Below are 17,208 nucleotides of genomic sequence, written 5' to 3' on the forward strand. Positions count from 1 at the left end.
TGCATTCAGGCAGGACGCGATCGAGCTATCAGAGCGATTTCCTGACGGGTTCGCCATCCGAAAGCAAAGGGAGGTCATGGCCGCACCACCTTGATCGTGTTGGCCGCGCTGGGCGTTTCCGTGGTGGCGCCGCCGGGGACGATGAGTTGAAGCACACGGTCGCCAGGCACCGCGTCCAAGTCGATGAACACAGCCACTTGCAACAGTTCGCCGAACGAATCCTGCGACCACACAGGCTGAGCGCCTATCGTCACGCCGTTCATTGGCAACAGCCGCGCACTGGTGACGCCACTGAGATTGGTCCCGCGGATGCTCAATGTCGTTGTGGCGCCCGCATCCAGCAGAATGGGCGATGTCGAGTTCATGATCGGCAGCTTGCCGATACGGAACAGGCTGCTGGCTGCATCGCGCCAGACGAAATCGCCTGTGGCGGTTGCAAGACGCAGCCGGCGCGTATCCAGTGCGGCGTCCGCAGCCACCGAGAGAGGCACTACCAATTCCGTGCCTTCCGCATTGACCGTGAACTGGTCAAGCAGTACGCCGTCGTCCGGAAAGGCGGATACCGATGTAATCGCGTTCAGTCCGATGCCGCGAACGGTCAATGCACCGCTGCCTCCTTGCAGAATTCCCTCGGGCGTCATCGAAATCGCCGTGGCGCCGATCACGACACCGATCTCGGGTGCTATCGCATGAGTATCGACCGCGTCCTGTTGCGGCTGCGTCTCAATGGTGACCCCAACCAACGGCGATGCCAGGGTTCCGTCGAAAGCAATGCCCTGTGCTTGCCCCACCATGATTCCCACCAACGGTGTCGCGATGGCCGAATAAGTGGCGCCAACCTGGTCTGCCACTGTCAGGGTGTTGCTCGCCGCCCGTTCGTTGCTGGACTCGCCTGCTGGGGTGGTGAGGACGACAGTGCGCGGTCCCGTCGTGGCCGCTGCGTCCACGATGATGGCTGCTTCGAGTTTGGTTCCATCCTCCGAAATGGTGAATGGAGAGTTCGTGGTGATCCCATCTGCTGGAACGAAGTGGATCTCAGCAGCATTGGTGAAATTTTGACCGCGCAGTGTGATGCGTTGCGCCACACCGCCGCGATGCACGACTTGCGGCGATACCGAGTCGATCAACGCCAGCGGAGCTGAGATCAGGAACGCGCCGTCCATTACGTCGGCGAAGGCCAACGGACCCATCGCGGTGTTCAGTACCAACCTACGCAGCCCCAATGTGGCGTCGGCAGCCACATCGATCGAGAAGGTGATCTCGGTACCTTCCGCGTTGACGGCATGTGTGCCCAGTGTGAGCCCTGTGGAGGGCGTGATCGCCACACTGGTGACGCCTTGCAGTCCCTGTCCGCGCACTGTGACCGTCGTGGTGGTACCGATGACGCCAGCATTCGGCGAAACTTCTGTGACCGACGCACCGACCACGATGCCGATATTCGACGCAAGGAGTGGCACTGCTATCTCTTCCGGCGACTCCGGACCACCGACGATTACCCCGACCATCGGAGCCGAAGTCAGGTAGTCCGGACCGAAGCGCGAGACGATTCGAAGAGTGTTGCCGGGCCCGGCCTGCTCGGTACTGTCACCAGAAGCTGTAGCGATGCGCACGATTCTGTCGCCGAGTGGTGCATCCGACTTGACTTGGATGTCGGCCCGCAACTCCGTTCCGTCGCTGTTGACCAATGGTTGCGCATCGATCTCGATTCCATCGCCTGGCAGCAATTGCAGCTTGGCGCCCTGCAGATTCCGGCCACGCATGACCAGTGTGATCGTCGACCCAGGGACCGCCAAAGCAGGCGACACCGAATCGATATGCGGCGACCCGCTGGTCAGATGGACCACTGACGCGTCGGCGCCCGCGAACGTCAACAATGCACCGGTCGGATCACGGACGACTATCTGACGTGGGCCGATTCGTGCGTCAGCTTCAGCGGTAATCGGCACAGTTAGAGTGCTCCCATTCTCGCTGAGCGCCACCGCGCCAACACTGATTCCGTCCGCCGGTACCAGCACAACCTGCGATCCGGCGGGAATGGCGACACCTTGGATGGCAAAGGTCCTGGTCGAGCCAACCTGCCATCCACTCGGCGCCACGCCGGTCAGGACGCTGCCAATACTGACGCCTACGACGCCTTGCTGTACGACAGTGCTGTCATACGCCGTACCGATATCGCCGCCCTCTACGACCACGCCCACCGGCCGCGCGTAGCTAGTGCTGGCGCCACGGAAATCCTGTGTGATGAACAACGGAACCTTGGCCTCGCCCAGCGTCGAGGATTGTGCCGTCAGAGTCACCGACCCCTGCGCCAATGGCGTGATCGACACGCGCGCAGTGGTTTGTCCCGCCGCAATGGTCAGGGTGGTCGGATTCAAGCTGGCTTTACTTGTGTCAGAGACCGACAGATTGAGTACGTGGTCGCGGAAGTCGGCCTTGGAAAGGCGAATGAGGATGTCATGCGGCTTGTTGTCCGGCGGCATGGCGATAGGAGTCGGCTCGAAGCTCACCGTTGGCGGCACCGGCATCTGCACCGTCAATGTCGCCGACGAGGTGGAAACCAGGTACTGGCCTGGCGACAACGGATCGGGATTGCGCACCTGCACGGGCATCTGCGCGGCACTGGTCTGGTTAGGCAAGCTGGCGCGCAACTCGGTTTCGCTGACGTACTCCGCGGGGATGGTGGCGGAATTGACCAGGACTTCCGACTGCTGGGTAAAATTTCGGCCGGTTACGGTGATTGCGGCGACGCCGCTGCCTGCGATGACGGTAGTCGGCGATATCGACGAAACCGACGGTAGCGGCTGCGTGACCGTCAACGCATTCGGCAGCACCACTTCGCCTGCATCCACCAGCAGACGCAGCGCCGACTGCCCCAGCTCCGCGGTAGCGTCCGCTTTGATCTGCATGCTCAGTCGCGATGCTGTGCCGCCTGCGAACGGAGTTGCCGTCAGTCCATTGCGATCGAACGACGCCGACGCCAAACCCGTCAAGCGGACGCCATCGACCGTGGCGGTAATCGTTTGGCCACGCTCGATGGTCGATGGTGTAATCGTGGTGATTGCTGGCGAGGTGCCTACCGATACCGTGCCTGATTGCACGAAGTAGGGAATGCCGCGCAAACCCCACTTCACACTGCCGACAATGTCGCCCGCGGGAACGGCGATCCCGTCCAGTGAGTTGCCACTAGCGCGGTTACCGATACCCGACGGCGATGCAGCGAGATCTATCGAGATCGCCGCTCCGTGGTTGTTGCGAACATCGACGTAGTTGAAAAGCGGCGATGAACCGCGAACGGCAATGCCACTACCATGTTCAAACACCACATACTCCAGGCGAGTACTGACTGCGCCGGCTTGGAATGTCCAAGTCCCGAAATCGCCAGCGGCAGGCGTTTGGCCCAACCGCACTTTGTCCGATTGCACGCGAATCGGCGCGGCTTCGGTACCGACGGCTTGCAGACTGCCGCTCTGCACGGTGACTTTGGCAGTGCCTTGCATGTAGATCGTCACACCAGCATCGATCGACAACGTTGCATTACTGACGATCAGTTCGCCTGAAACCACATACGGGCTTTCGGCGGTTGTCCAGTTCGTGTCGCTCTCGATCGAACCGGAAACCATGGTCTGCGCGATCGCCGAGGCTGGAATGACCAGTCCCAGCACCACTGCCGCGCACAAGCGCGGCAGCCATGACCAGCGCACACAGCTGCTGTTCGCTCCTGCCATCAGCTGAAAGGGCCGACTTTTAGGCGAAATCAGCAACGCACAGAAGCTCGCGAAACGAGACGGCATGATGGGAGTCCGAATATTTGTCGCGAGTTAGAGGCGTGTACCTGTCGATATCGACAGGCGATCGAGGGCGCGTAACGTCAGCGCCTCTCGAATCCGATGCGGACACCGCGCATGCATCACGGCGATGACATCGCCAACTGAGAAAAGCGGTCGCCCGGTGGAAAGCTCCGACAGGCCGCCGCGTTTCAGCGACACAACGGCACCACTCGCGGCACTGCGGTCCGGAGGTGCTGGGGTGCTGGCATCCACATTGCCTGCATTGCTGCTCCCTTGAGCAACCGCCGGCGAGGATGACAACGCTGCTGACGCAGTCAAAATGATGAGTAAAGCAACGCCAAGCTTGGCGCTTCTTGCGCCTGCTTCGTGATTTCCCACAGTCGAGCCCCTGTAAATCCGTTTGATCGACAATCGCAGGAACAATGATCCCCTTGTTCCTAGCGACGCGTAGATAACCACGATGTCGAATGGAGTTCAATGGGTAATCATATGTAAATGCATTTACATGGATGCGGTTACTAAAGAAGTCATTGAATCTATCTGGGATTTTCGATTTCTGTAAATGCATTTACCAAGTCTGTTGTTGCTAGCGGAGAGCTCTAGAACACGCAGACAAAGAGTCAAAGCGATTTCGATTGGCGACACTCCGTTGTCGGAACATCGTCACGCGACCGAAAATTGTGCGACTGCCGTTCCAGCATCGAAGCTACAGCGAAGTTCAAGCAGAGGCTGCATGGCTAGCGTCAAAAGTTTGACGGCGAGCAAGTCCTCGCAAAAATAGCGGACGGGTTTCCCAAATACTTCTGCATAGCCGACCAACGAGCGTCGGCAACACCCATCCTTCGGCTCTGCGTGTAGCGGCCAGCGCTGCGCAACCATGGAGCGATATCGCCCCCCTCACTTTGATTGTGATTTCGTCGTTGGTATCGACGAAAAGCGCTGCGCGCTCGCGCGATCAGAGGCTCGCCATCTTCGGACCGGAACCGAACAGAACCGAACGAAACAACTGCCAGCACACTCAGCAGCCAGCTGCTTGGAGCGGTCGTATACGGTCCGAGGGTGATAGCGCCATCGTCATTTTATGTTATGTTATAACGATAAAAGCTAACACTCCGCCCCTACCGAGATCCCCGTGAGCATCACTGTTCGTATCCGGCTAGCTCCCCTCTTGCCTGTCTGCCCGTCCCTTCCTTGGTGGCCCACGTCTTTGGCGCAATCCGCACCGTCCTCTACAGCTGATATCACAGGCGACGTCACCCAACTTGAACGCGACCTACTACCGCAACTCCGTCGCGGCATAGGACGCATGGTCACGCCGGGCGCGCAAACCAAATTCTGATTTGTTGATCGAGATATCTTGGAGTTCCCACAATGGAAATAGCTGCACATACCGCGCCGGCGGCGCTACAAGCCGATGCATTGGAATACCGCTACGGTGACAACCCGGTGTTGCAAGGCCTGAATCTCCAGGTGCACGCTGGCGAGATCTATGCGTTGCTGGGTGGTAACGGCGCTGGCAAATCCACGGCGTTGAGCCTGTTCCTCGGTTTTATTGCGCCTACATCAGGCAAGGTGTCGGTGTGCGGTGTCGATCCGTATTCCGATGCTGCACAAGCACGACGTCAAATGGCCTACGTGCCGGAAAGCGTCGCGCTTTATGACCATCTCACCGCCCGGGAAAACATCGACTATTTCCTGGCGTTGGCACAGGCGCCGCGTGATCAGGCAACCGTCGTCGAACCGGCATTGCAGGCTGTCTGGCTGCCGCAGGATGCGTGGGATCGGCGTGTTTCTGGCTTCTCCAAAGGTATGCGGCAGAAGGTGGCGATCGCGTTGGCATTGGCGCGACGCGCTCCGGTGTTGTTGCTTGACGAACCCACCTCCGGTCTTGATCCCGGCGCGACCGCCGAGTTCAACCAACTACTGGCCACGCTGAAGTCACAAGGCGTCGCCATTCTGATGGTGACGCACGATCTGCTGGGTGCGGCGGATGTGGCCGACCGCATCGGTTTTCTGTACCAGGGCCGGCTGGACGCAGAACTGGCCGCCGAAGGCTCCGAGCGCTTCGACGTACAGGCATTGCACAAGCGTTACGCCTTGGAAAGCCTGCCGTCATGAAGTGGCTTTCGATTGCATTGCGCGTTGCGCGGGAAGAATGGCGGTTGCTGCTGCGTAACCGCGTCGCCCTGGCTGCCAGCCTGTTGACGGTGGCGCTGGTGCTGACGGCCACGCTGGTGAGTCATGAGCAACGACGGTCGCTGACCCAGGCCCGCGAGCATTACCAGACCATGGTCGACGAACAATTCAAGGCGCAGCCGGATCGTCATCCCCATCGCATGGTGCACTACGGACAGTTCGTGTTCCGCCCGCTCAGCCCACTGGCGTTCTTCGACTTCGGTGTGGATGCCTATACCGGCAACACCTTGTTTTTAGAGGGTCATCGGCAGAACAGCGCCAACTTCGCCGACGTGCGCCAATCCTCGCTGCTGATGCGGTTTGGGCAGCTTTCGCCGGCATTCGTCCTGCAAACACTGGTGCCGTTGTTGATCGTCTTCCTCGCCTTCGCTTCCGTGACGCGCGAGCGCGAGGGCGGCAATCTTCGCCTCTTGTTGTCGCAAGGCGTGAGCGGCGCGCAGCTGTTGTTCGGCAAGTGGATTGGGCATGCCAGCATTGCATTGGCGGTGATGTTGCCCGCCGCAGTTGCTTTGATGGTTAGCGCCATATTCGGAGCATCCGCTTTGTCGGCGGTGGCGTGGACCATCGCGGTCTACGCGCTGTACCTGCTGGGCTGGGTGACGCTCAGCGTGCTGATTTCGGCCTGGGCCCAGCGCGGGCGTGATGCCCTGTTGCTGCTGGTCGGCATCTGGATCGTCGGCGTGATGTTGATTCCACGCACCGCGCCGAGTCTGGCGCAACAGCAATATCCCTTGCCCACACGACTGGAAACCGATATCGCCATCCACCACGATCTGGCTGCGATAGGTGATAGCCACAATCCTGATGATCCCTACTTCAACGCCTTTCGCCAGCAGGTGTTGCAACGCTACAAGGTGTCCCGCATCGAAGACTTGCCGGTCAACTACTCCGGCCTGGTCACGATGGAAGGTGAGCGCCTGACCAGTGCCTTGTTCGATCGCTACGCCGAACAGGCCTTCGCACTGGAAGCGGCGCAGAACCGATGGGTCGGCGGCGCTGCCTCGCTGAGCCCGGTGATCGCCGTGCGCCAGCTGTCGATGTATCTGGCGGGTACCGATTTAAGCAGCCATCAGAACTTTTTGTCCCAGGCGGAAAGTTATCGATATGGCCTGATTCAGGAGCTCAACCGCATGCATGCGGAGGAAGTCGCGTACGAAGGCGACAAGGACACCCGTATCTCGCACGAAAAGTGGGCAACGCTGCCGCGCTTTTCTTATCGACCCACCGATCCGATGACGCAACCTTCAAAATTGATAACACCCTTGGCGATACTTGTGCTCTGGCTGTTGGCGCTGCTTGCGCTGCTGATGTGGCGTGGCAACCGCCTGGGAAGGAGTGCGCGATGAGTATCTGGCCTACCGAACTGGCCTTGATCATGCGTTCGCGCATTGCCGTCGCGGCCCTGGCGCTACTGTTCACGGTTTGCACGGCCGCCGTTGTCGCGGGGCTGCATGCGGCGTCTTTGCAGCAGGCGACTATCGCCCGGGCATTGCAGACGCAAACGAAAGAGATGGCAGTACAAGCGGGCCAACATGCTGGTGAAGGCAAGGATGCGGGCGATACCGGCTACTACACCTTCCATGCCACATGGGATCCGCCAGCACCGCTGGCATTTGCCGCGCTGGGGCAACGTGATGTCCAGCCGTACCTGTTGCGGGTTCGTCTACTGGGATTACAGGCGCAGCTTTACGAGTCGGAAAACTTCAACGCGGAACTGGTGTTGCCTGGCACGTTCGACTTCGCCTTCGTGCTGGTCTATCTGATGCCGCTGGTGGTGATCGCGCTGATGCACGACCTGGTTACCGGAGAACGCGAAAGCGGGCGTCTGCGTTTGCTGATGGCGACCGCTTCCCACAATGCTGGCGGCGTCTGGCGTCGCCGGATTCTGCTGCGTGGCGTGTTGGTATTAGCGGCGCTGATGCTGCCGTTACTGGCCGGCACCGCGTACGCGGGTGCATGGGGCTGGCAAATGCTTGCAGTCCTGGTCGTGGCTGGCCTGTACGTCGCCTTTTGGTTCGCGGTATCGGCATGGGCTGCGGCGCGGCAGCGTGGCTCGGCCACCAGTGCGATGCTGCTGATCGGCGTTTGGATCGCCATCACCCTGCTGCTTCCCACGCTGGCCAATACCGTCATCAATCGCGCCGTGCCCGCTGGCCGTGGTGTGGATTTGATGTTGGCGCAACGCCAGTCGGTGCATGCGGGTTGGGACCAACCCAAGGAAGCCACGTTCGAACGATTCTTCCGAACGCATCCGGAATGGCGCGGCACGCCGCCGGTGGTGGGCCGCTTCCATTGGAAGTGGTACTACGCCATGCACCAAGCGGGTGATGACGCAGTCGCCGGCCAAGTCGGCGAATATCGCGATAGCTTGCTAACGCGTCAGGTCTGGACCGACCGGGCCGGTTGGCTGCTGCCCGGCGTTGCCACGCAAAGCCTGCTGCACCGACTGGCCGACACCGACTTGCATGCGCAGTTGGCCTACCAGGATCAGATTGTCGCTTTCCATAAGCGCCTACGGCTGTATTTCTATCCGTATCTGTTTCAGGAACGCCGCTTCACGCGCGCCGATTTCGACAACATGCCAGCGTATGAAGTGCGCTCGTTTGGCGGCTCGCTTCCCTGGGCGCCGCTGCTGGCGTTGGTTGTGTTGACGGGGCTTCTGATGGTGTTGGCCGCGGGCAGGTTTCGCAGGATATCGGCGGCCATGTAGGGTGGGCCCCGGCCCACCATTGCCATGCCCGGTCTCACGATGACAAATAGCGAAGTCGTACCAAACATCCACCACCACCGTGGGCATATGCAAACGTCAAGATGGTGATGGTGGGCCTGGGCCCACCCTATGAGGATGCTGGCTCGTCGCTTCGCAGCTCATAGCGAATCAAGTGGGAATACACCTCGTCCGGCCGCAGAATAGTGCTGGGGAATCGCGGTTCGTTGGGCGCATTGGGAAATCCCTGCGGCTCCAGGCAAAGGCCGTGGCCCAGGTGGGGATGGCCCTGATAAAGCTTCTGGCCAGCATAGAACTGGACAGCCGGCATGGGGCTGATCATGCGCAGGGTGATACCGCTCTCGGGAGAATGCAGTTCGGCGGTATAGCGATGCCCCGCGGCCATCACCAGACAATGATCGTAACCACCCGCCAATGCGAGTTGCAGATACTTTTCGGTGCTGGCGATCGGCCGGCCGGTGCGGAAGTCGAATGGAGTGTCCGTCACTGATGCGATTTCACCGGTAGGGATCATCGCTGCGTCGATCACGGGAAGGTAGCGATCCGCGGGAACAGTGAGCCGATGTTCGGCAACCGGCAACTGCGGATCGCCAGAGAGATTGAAATAGGCATGGTTGGTCAGATTGACCGGTGTGGCGGCATCCGTGCGCGCCTCAAGGTGGAGTTCCATCGCATCAGCCTGGATCTGGAACTTGGCAGTGACCTGCAGCGTGCCGGGATAGCCCTCCTCCCCTGCCGGTGATCGATAACCCAAAGACAGCTCGTTGGACGATGCATCCAATACTTGCCAAACGCGCCGCCCAAAACCGACCGCGCCACCATGCAAGTGATTGAGAGCTTCGTTGGCCGTCAGTTGGAAGCGTTGGCCATCCAGCTCGAACTGAGCGCCGGCGATGCGATTGGCGAAACGCCCGGCTATCACCCCCAAGTAGGCGGTGTCGCGCCGATAATCCTCCAATGTGGGCAAACCCAGCACCAGTTGCTTGCGCCCTGTGCGAGTGGGAAAGCTGAGGCACCGCAGAATGCCGCCGTATTGCAGCACTTCGGCCTGTAGCCCATCTGGTTGGCCGAGATGGAAAGAATGAACCGGCGTTTCGCCGATATGGCCGAAGAGTCGTGATGCGATCACCTGGGGGCTCCAAACTAATGTTCCGATGTCGAGCATAGCCATGCTTCGGCCGCTAGTGCCATGTCAAGTCAGATATGGTGGATGGTGTTTCTGTCATCGGAGTATCAATGAACTTCGTCATCCCGGCGAATGCCGGGACCCAGCGACGTTCTGCCATATAGAGGTCCGGGTACGGAACCCCGCTTCTACGCAAGAGCAGCGGAGCTCCGCTTTACGACAAGCGCCCTTGATGACTGAAAAGCGGCTATTCGCTATCACCCGCCGTTGCGACGGCATTATTGCCACTGACTCGGCACTTTCACGAGGCGCAGCTCCGCTCTACGAGAAGCGCGCCAAGCAGCCATCATTATCGTCTGCCGTTGCGACGGCATCGTCCCTACCGACTCGGGCTTATCGCGGGGCGCAGCTTCGCTTTATGAAGCCCGTGGGCCACCCGCCTACGACAAACTTGCGCATAACAATTCAAGTATCACAAAGTCCGTTTAATTCATTGGTCGGTTATCGCAAAGCCGACTATTCTCGGGTTCGCACTATTGGCTGCACTCTGCCACCACTCACCATCTAGGAAGTCGGGAGCCCGCCGTGGTGCGGCTCCAGCCTTCAAGCCAATAACCGGGAGGGGTTATTTGCATGAAGATCCTGACCCAACGGGCACGCATGGGCTACCTGCTCCTTGCCAGGCAAACGTCCACAACTCGCGCTGCGATCTATCGCGCGCGTCCATCCGCCTCCGCAACAGAGGGCGATCGATGAACACGGTATTCTCGGCCGCCTCTCGCGGTATCTGGCGCGGGCTACTTTGGCTGGACAGACGATTCCGACTGTAATCTGCGACTGCTCCGAACGAAGCAGGTTGATATTCCCCCTTTACTTACCAGAGATTCCCCAATGAGATTGAAGAAACTATTGCGGGTACTGCCCCTGTCCATCGCGATGCTGTTGCCAACGACCGGTATGGCACAGGCAGCGGACACCACAGAGGTGCAGGCGACGCTGCACGCCGACAAACCTGGAGATGTCGTCAGCCGCAACATTTTCGGCCAGTTCGCGGAGCACCTGGGCTTCGGCATCTACGGTGGTATCTGGGTAGGCGAGAAATCGAAGATCCCCAACACCCGTGGTTACCGGAACGATGTGGTAAAGGCGCTGCAGCAGCTGGAAGTGCCGGTGGTGCGCTGGCCCGGGGGCTGCTTCGCTGATGAGTACCATTGGCGCGAAGGCATCGGCCCGCGCGACCAGCGGCCGACGCGCGTCAATACCCATTGGGGCGGTGTCGAAGAGCCCAACACCTTCGGCACGCACGAATTCATGGACTTCGCCGAACTCATCGGCACCGACGCCTATGTCTCCGGCAACGTCGGCAACGGCACGCCTGAAGAAATGGCGTCGTGGGTCGAGTACATGACCTCCGACACGAAATCGACCCTGGCGCAGGAGCGCCGCAAGAACGGCCGCGACAAGCCCTGGAAGCTGCCCTACTTTGGTATCGGCAATGAGCTTTGGGGCTGTGGCGGCAATATGCGCGCCGAGTACGCGGCCGATCTGCATCGCCGCTACCAGACCTTCGTCAAGCCGGCCCCGGGCCAGAACACGGTCAAAGTGGCCGCGGGTGCGAACTCCGACGACTACCACTGGACCGAAGTGATGATGCGCGAGTCCGGCAAGCACATGGGTGCGATGTCGATCCACTACTACGCTGTGACCGGAGGCTGGCCGCCGAAGCGCTCGTCCTTCGAATTCAACGAGGACGAATGGATCGAAGGCCTCTCGGCCGCGCTGAAAATGGACGAGCTGATCACCCGCCACAAGGCCATCATGGACAAGCACGACCCGGACAACAAGGTCGCGCTTTACGTGGACGAATGGGGCACCTGGCACGCCGGCCTGCCGGGCGTCAATCCAGGCTTCCTGCACCAGCAGAACACGCTGCGCGATGCGCTGGTGGCCTCGCTGACGATCGATATCTTTGCCCGCCATGCCGACCGGGTGAAGATGGCCAATATCGCGCAGATGGTCAACGTGCTGCAGGCGATGATCCTGACCAAAGACGAGAAGATGCTGCTCACGCCTACCTATCACGTCTTCGAAATGTACAAGCCATTCAAGGACGCCACCTATCTGCCGCTGGATATCGCCGCTCCTGAGTACAAGTACGGCAAAACGACGGTACCGGCCGTGCATGGTTCGGCGGTACGCGGCAAGGATGGCCACACTTATGTGGCGCTGACCAACCTGGAAGCGAATCGGAACGCCACCGTGTCTGTGCGGTTGCAGGGACAGAATGCTTCGACGGTGACCGGCCGCATACTTACCGCACCGAAGATTACTTCGCACAATACGTTCGAACAGCCGGAAGCAGTGAAGCCCACCGAGTTCCGCGGGGCCCGCGTGGAAGGCGGTCAGTTGAAGGTCGACCTGCCGGCGAAGTCGGTGGTGATGCTGCAGTTGCAGTAATCCGAGTAGTCATGGCGCGGCGCAATGCCGCGCCCTGCCCTCGTAGAGCGGAGCTCGCTCCGCTGCTTTTTTTGCCGATTCGGCGATTCGTCAAGAGCAGCGGAGCAAGCTCCACTCTACGAAAGGCGAGAAGCCAGCCACGCCTTCGGTGCGAGATTGTGTAACAGCAATCCTTGTGGGAGCATCTCGCCTCTCATTTGCCATTGGAAGGGGTTCCATGCAGGCTGCTGCGCTCATTCAAAGCTTTCGGAAGCGATAGCCCCTACGCCAAGCAAGTCGGATTGTATGCGATGAAGCCTTGTGGCGAAGATTGGATTTGCCTGGTCTTTTCGCAAACGCTTGAAGCCAATGAAAGCGCCGCCAGGGCCGGACTGCAGAAAGTCTTTGAGGACGTTTGCTACGCTCCGTAGCTGTTCGCTTTTTTGTAGGAGCGACGTGAGTCGCGATGAAGCGTTCCCATGAAAGCTTCATCGCGACTTGACCAGCCATTCGGCTGCTAAAAATCGTCGCTCCTACACGTTAGGGAAGGTCTGAACAACTATCGTCATGACCAGCAAAAGCAAGTTGTTCAGACCTTCCTTAGAGACTGAGCATCACTCGAGTTTCAGGACAAACCCACCACTCGCCGGCACATCGATCCGCAGCTTTCCATCTTCTCCAAGCCGCACTTCTTCGCGTCGGAACGACAGCGGGCCGTCGCCATCGGCGATCAATATTCCAGAACGCACTGCACCCAACTCGCTCAGATCCAGCTCCAAGGACTTGGTTTGGGCTTCGGCATTGATGCCAGCGACATACCAGTGGCCATCGCCGCGCCGCGCGAACACCGCCTGCTTGCCCGGATAACCGGCGATGTAGCGGCTGTCTTCCCATATCGACGGCACATCGCGCAGGAAATCGCGCACGTAGTCCGGCGCCTTGGCCATGCCTTCAGGAATCTCGGCGTAATGCTGGATGCCCGATACGAACAACACCGATTGCGCCAGTTCGAATGCCGGCGTGGTGCGGCGTTCGATCTTGTTGATCTTATCCAGCACCACCGGCGTGAAGTCCATCGGATCGAATACGTTGCGAGTGAACGGCAGCATCGCCGCATGCGTCGGGGCTTGGTCGGCGTTGTGCTGATCGAAAGTGATGAATTCCAGTCCTCGCACCGATTCCATCGTCATCAGGTTGGGGTAAGTCCGTTGCCACCCGCGTGGCAGCGTGGCGCCGTGGAAGTTCAGCAGGAGCCCATAAGGCGCCGCGTCTTCCATGATGTCCAGGTAGTAGTTGATGAACGATTGGCCGTCGCCGCCGAAGAAGTCAATCTTCAATCCCGCTACGCCCATCGCTTTGAGCCGTTCGAACTCCTGCTGACGGCTGGCGCGGGTCAGCATGCGATCGCGCGGGGTCTGATGGGCCTGATTCCAGCTGCCGGCGGAGTTGTACCAAAGCAGGATCGCCACGTCCTTGCTGCGTGCATAGTCGATGAGTTCGCGTACGCGCTCGTAGCCAATCTGGCTATCCCACATCGAATCTATCAAGGTGTAACGCCAACCCATGTCGGCGGCGTAGTCGATGAAACGCTTCTGCACGTCATAAACGGTCTTGTCGTCGCCCATTAGCGGCCAACTCCATGACGCCTTGCCCGGAACGACGGGTGTGACTGGCGGATGGCCGGGTGGATCCGCCAAGTCCGTACCTAACGTCGACTCAGCGATGGTCTTCAAGTTGCCGATGGCGATCATGCGCCATGGCGATTGCCAGGGTAGCGGGAATTCTGGATTGACGGGGCCGCCCTGGAAGTTCTCGCGCGGATCGGGAAAACCTACCCGATATTCGCCTGCCACTTTGCCGTCCAGCAAACGGCTGCCGGCATGGCCACGCGAAAGGCTGCCTTCGCTCAGCAATACCCAGGTGTCACCGTTGCGGAACAGTGCCGGGTATACCCAGCCGGCGCCCAAAGGCGTTGGCGTCCCGACCGCGACATCCTGCAGGTAATACTCTTCGTAGGATGGATTGGTTTGCGCAAAGCCAGTCTTGGCGACGGACATCGGCTGCAACCAGCCGCGCGTTTCCTTGGGAAAGCGGAACGCGGTGGCTTCCTCGCGTAGGTGTTGGATATCCTTATCGGCATCGGGGAGCCGATAGCGGAATGCCACGCCATCGTTGGATACCTGGAAGACGATATCCAGGCGGCGATCTTTCGCGTCGATCCAATGGAACTCACGGCGACTTGCCAAATACTGGTTATTTCGGCGTTTGCCGGTCAATAGCTCGTAGCGATCCTTTACTGTCGTCACTGCCCCGGCTTCGCGTAGGCGCAGACCGCGAGAAAAGTCGGCCTCCTTCAGCACCAACCCCAGAGGCGCGGGCTGCAAGACTTCCCTGCCCTCACGGTCGACCGCGTAATGCGGTGTTCCCTCCGCATCCAACGAGACGATCACACGTATCTTACCGTCCGGACTCATTACCTCGCCCAATTCTGGCGTGGGTTTGGCAGCGACCGCATGCGTTGCCGCGAGCAGCAACATCGACAAGATGACGCGTATGCAACCCCGCGGCACCCTACGTCCGTGCGGGCGCGCTGTAGCGTTCGAAGCGGCGGCCACCAGCGACCTCAGAACTACAGATTGCATTCCCATATCGAGCTAACCCTGTTGTGGACTATGTAGCGTCCGTTGCGGATCTTGTACAGCGGCACCAACTGCAGCGGTCCACCGTTACCCAGTGCTTCTAACGTCATTGTCGGCGGACGACCCTGCCAAGTTAAATAAAGTCGTGCGGCGAACATACGAGCGACGTACCGCGGCTTTCTTTCATCAGGCGACTTCCAAACGTTTGCGACGGATGTTTTCGAACAAACGTTGCAACAGACAGAACAGCAGCAACAGCACACCGATGGCGATGCGTGTCCACCACGAACTCAGCGTGCCCTCGAAGATGATCAAGGTCTGGATCATTCCCAGGATCAACACACCCACCAAGGTTCCTACGATGTAGCCGCTACCACCGGCCAGCAACGTACCGCCGATCACCACCACGGCGATGGCGTCCAGTTCCAGGCCCAGTGCGTGCAGGCTGTAGCCGGACAACATGTAGAAAGTCAGGACCACGCCCGCCAGCGCGGACAAAAACCCGCTCAGTGCATACACGCGCACTACCGTCGAGTCCACCGGCAAACCCATCAGCATGGCCGACTGCGCATTGCCGCCGATGGCATACACTGCGCGACCGAAGCGGGTGAAGTGCGCGATCACGATGCCGACGGCGACGACCAGCAAAGCAATCACCGCCGCCACGGAGAGCGAATAGCCACCACCGACGGGGATGCGCAGATAAGCCACCGTAGTGTGGAACGGATGATCGATGCTGATGGAATCCACGCTGATCAGATAGCTGGCACCGCGCGCCAGGAACATTCCCGCCAGCGTCACCACGAACGGCTGCAAGCGAAAGCGCTGGATCAAGGCGCCCATGCTGGCGCCGAACGCCGCGCCGAGTACCAGCGCCAAGGCAATCGCAGCCAGTGGGTGCCAGCCCGCCCGCTGGATCAACGCAGCCACCAGCACCGTGGTGAAGGCGATCACCGCACCCACCGACAAATCGATGCCACCGCTAAGGATCACGAACGTCATGCCGACGGCGACGATGCACAGGAATGCATTGTCGATCAGCAGATTCAAGAACACTTGCGGCGATAGGAAACCGTCGTACAGCGCGCCACCCGCGCCTGCCATCGCGAGGAACAACGCCACTGTTACCGTCAACGGCAGGAATTGGGGTGCTATCCGCCACGTCTTCGGGCGCGTCACTCCAGCAACCTGCGCAGACTTGGGAACATCGGGCAGTGCATTCATGCGCCGCCCTCCCCAGCCGGATGCCTGAACATCAGGCCGCGCACGCTCGCGCGAAATTCCGCCGACTGCAGCAGCATCACCACGAACACCAGCAGCGCCTTGACCACCAGATTGACCTGCGGCGGAACGCCCAACGAATAGATGGTGGTGGTCAGCGTCTGGATGATCAGCGCGCCGATCGCGCTGCCTGCCAAGCTGAAGCGACCACCAGTAAGCAGCGTGCCGCCCAGCGTTACCGCCAGAATGGCGTCCAGCTCCAGCAACTGCCCCGCATTGTTGGCATCCGCGCTCTTGACGTTGGAGCTAACCAGAATGGCGGCCATGCCCGCGCTAACACTGCAGAAAACATAGAGGCCTATCGTGATCAGCCGCGCAGGCACGCCGGCCACGTGCGCAGCCAGGGGATTGCCACCAATGGCGCGGATAAAAAGTCCCAATGCGGTTTTGTTCAATGCCAGATGCAGCGCCAGAAACACGCCCGCCACGACGAACAGCGAGAACGGAATGCCGAACAGGAACCCGTTGCCGAAATAGAAGTACGGCGGGTAGTAAAGCGTCAGAACCTGGCCGCCGCTGATCAACTGCGCGACGCCACGACCAGCGACCATCAGGATCAGTGTCGCCACGATGGGCTGCATGCCGACCTTCACCACCAGCAACCCGTTCCAAAGCCCGCAGGCCGCGGACACCGCCAACGCGGTCGCTATCGCCAACCACATCGGAAATCGGCTGACGGCGCCTTCTCCACCTGATCCACCCCCGATCATCCATGCTGCGACCGTCGCGGCGATGGCCAGCACCGCGCCCACGGAAATATCCAATCCCCGTGCGGCGATTACCAAGGTCATGCCCATTGAGACCAGGATGAGCGGTGCCGCACGATTGGCGATATCGACCAGGTTTCCGTACAGGTGTTCGTCACGCCATTGCAACGACAGGAACCCGGGATTGAGTAGGCCGTTGCCGATCAGCAACAGCAGCAACGTGGCGGATGGCCAGAACAGCGGATGCGTCAGTACGCGCCGGAGCCAACTGACTGATTGAATTGCAGGCGGAGTAGTCGATGACATC

9 protein-coding genes are annotated in these 17,208 nt (G+C 60.0%); 4 read left to right on the top strand and 5 right to left on the bottom strand.

From position 1 onward, the window contains the following. Window positions 1–74: 74 nt before the first annotated feature. Window positions 75–3,701, bottom strand: a complete 3,627-nt coding sequence (locus AB6O04_RS10000) for an IPT/TIG domain-containing protein (RefSeq protein WP_368563724.1) — start codon at window positions 3,699–3,701, stop codon at window positions 75–77. A 1,458-nt stretch (window positions 3,702–5,159) separates the two neighbouring features. Here AB6O04_RS10000 and AB6O04_RS10005 point away from each other — a divergent pair. The 3 genes from AB6O04_RS10005 to AB6O04_RS10015 are packed head-to-tail and all read left to right on the top strand — an operon-like array spanning window position 5,160 to window position 8,694. Continuing rightward, window positions 5,160–5,906, top strand: a complete 747-nt coding sequence (locus AB6O04_RS10005) for an ABC transporter ATP-binding protein (protein WP_368563725.1) — start codon at window positions 5,160–5,162, stop codon at window positions 5,904–5,906. Then, complete coding sequence (locus AB6O04_RS10010; protein WP_368563727.1) at window positions 5,903–7,330, top strand: ABC transporter permease; 1,428 nt, start codon at window positions 5,903–5,905, stop codon at window positions 7,328–7,330. Before AB6O04_RS10005 ends, AB6O04_RS10010 begins: the two co-directional genes overlap by 4 nt. Continuing rightward, window positions 7,327–8,694 carry an ABC transporter permease gene (locus AB6O04_RS10015; protein WP_368563728.1) on the top strand — a complete coding sequence of 456 codons (1,368 nt, stop codon included), beginning with the start codon at window positions 7,327–7,329 and terminating at the stop codon, window positions 8,692–8,694. Before AB6O04_RS10010 ends, AB6O04_RS10015 begins: the two co-directional genes overlap by 4 nt. A gap of 127 nt (window positions 8,695–8,821) precedes the next feature. On the opposite strand, the gene AB6O04_RS10020 is transcribed toward AB6O04_RS10015, so the two are convergent. Next, window positions 8,822–9,841 (bottom strand): aldose epimerase family protein, encoded by a 1,020-nt coding sequence (locus AB6O04_RS10020; protein ID WP_368563729.1) that lies wholly within the window; start codon window positions 9,839–9,841, stop codon window positions 8,822–8,824. An 888-nt stretch (window positions 9,842–10,729) separates the two neighbouring features. Between AB6O04_RS10020 and AB6O04_RS10025 the strand changes: the two genes are divergently transcribed. Continuing rightward, on the top strand, window positions 10,730–12,295 hold the full coding sequence (locus tag AB6O04_RS10025; protein ID WP_368563730.1) for an alpha-N-arabinofuranosidase: 1,566 nt from the start codon (window positions 10,730–10,732) through the stop codon (window positions 12,293–12,295). A 593-nt stretch (window positions 12,296–12,888) separates the two neighbouring features. Here the strand turns inward: AB6O04_RS10025 and AB6O04_RS10030 are convergent. The 3 genes from AB6O04_RS10030 to AB6O04_RS10040 all read right to left on the bottom strand — a co-directional run bounded on the left by AB6O04_RS10030 (window position 12,889) and on the right by AB6O04_RS10040 (window position 17,207). Next, on the bottom strand, window positions 12,889–14,916 hold the full coding sequence (locus AB6O04_RS10030) for a glycoside hydrolase family 97 catalytic domain-containing protein (protein ID WP_368563731.1): 2,028 nt from the start codon (window positions 14,914–14,916) through the stop codon (window positions 12,889–12,891). 183 nt (window positions 14,917–15,099) lie between these two features. Continuing rightward, window positions 15,100–16,137, bottom strand: a complete 1,038-nt coding sequence (gene yjfF / locus AB6O04_RS10035; RefSeq protein ID WP_368563732.1) for a galactofuranose ABC transporter, permease protein YjfF — start codon at window positions 16,135–16,137, stop codon at window positions 15,100–15,102. Further along, entirely contained in the window at window positions 16,134–17,207 is a 1,074-nt protein-coding gene (locus AB6O04_RS10040) for an ABC transporter permease (protein ID WP_368563951.1), read from the bottom strand. The genes yjfF and AB6O04_RS10040 overlap by 4 nt, the downstream gene beginning before the upstream one ends. Between the last annotated feature and the right edge of the window lies 1 nt (window position 17,208).

This window comes from Pseudoxanthomonas sp. UTMC 1351 (genome assembly GCF_040948865.1).
GTDB lineage: Bacteria > Pseudomonadota > Gammaproteobacteria > Xanthomonadales > Xanthomonadaceae > Pseudoxanthomonas_A.

Bases quoted from the DNA above. Each gene is read 5' to 3' on its own strand.
- AB6O04_RS10005 (WP_368563725.1), top strand. From the start codon at position 5,160: ATGGAAATAGCTGCACATACCGCGCCGGCGGCGCTACAAGCCGATGCA.
- yjfF (WP_368563732.1), bottom strand. From the start codon at position 16,137: ATGAATGCACTGCCCGATGTTCCCAAGTCTGCGCAGGTTGCTGGAGTG.
- AB6O04_RS10025 (WP_368563730.1), top strand. From the start codon at position 10,730: ATGAGATTGAAGAAACTATTGCGGGTACTGCCCCTGTCCATCGCGATG.
- AB6O04_RS10010 (WP_368563727.1), top strand. From the start codon at position 5,903: ATGAAGTGGCTTTCGATTGCATTGCGCGTTGCGCGGGAAGAATGGCGG.
- AB6O04_RS10015 (WP_368563728.1), top strand. From the start codon at position 7,327: ATGAGTATCTGGCCTACCGAACTGGCCTTGATCATGCGTTCGCGCATT.
- AB6O04_RS10030 (WP_368563731.1), bottom strand. From the start codon at position 14,916: ATGCAATCTGTAGTTCTGAGGTCGCTGGTGGCCGCCGCTTCGAACGCT.
- AB6O04_RS10040 (WP_368563951.1), bottom strand. From the start codon at position 17,207: ATGTCATCGACTACTCCGCCTGCAATTCAATCAGTCAGTTGGCTCCGG.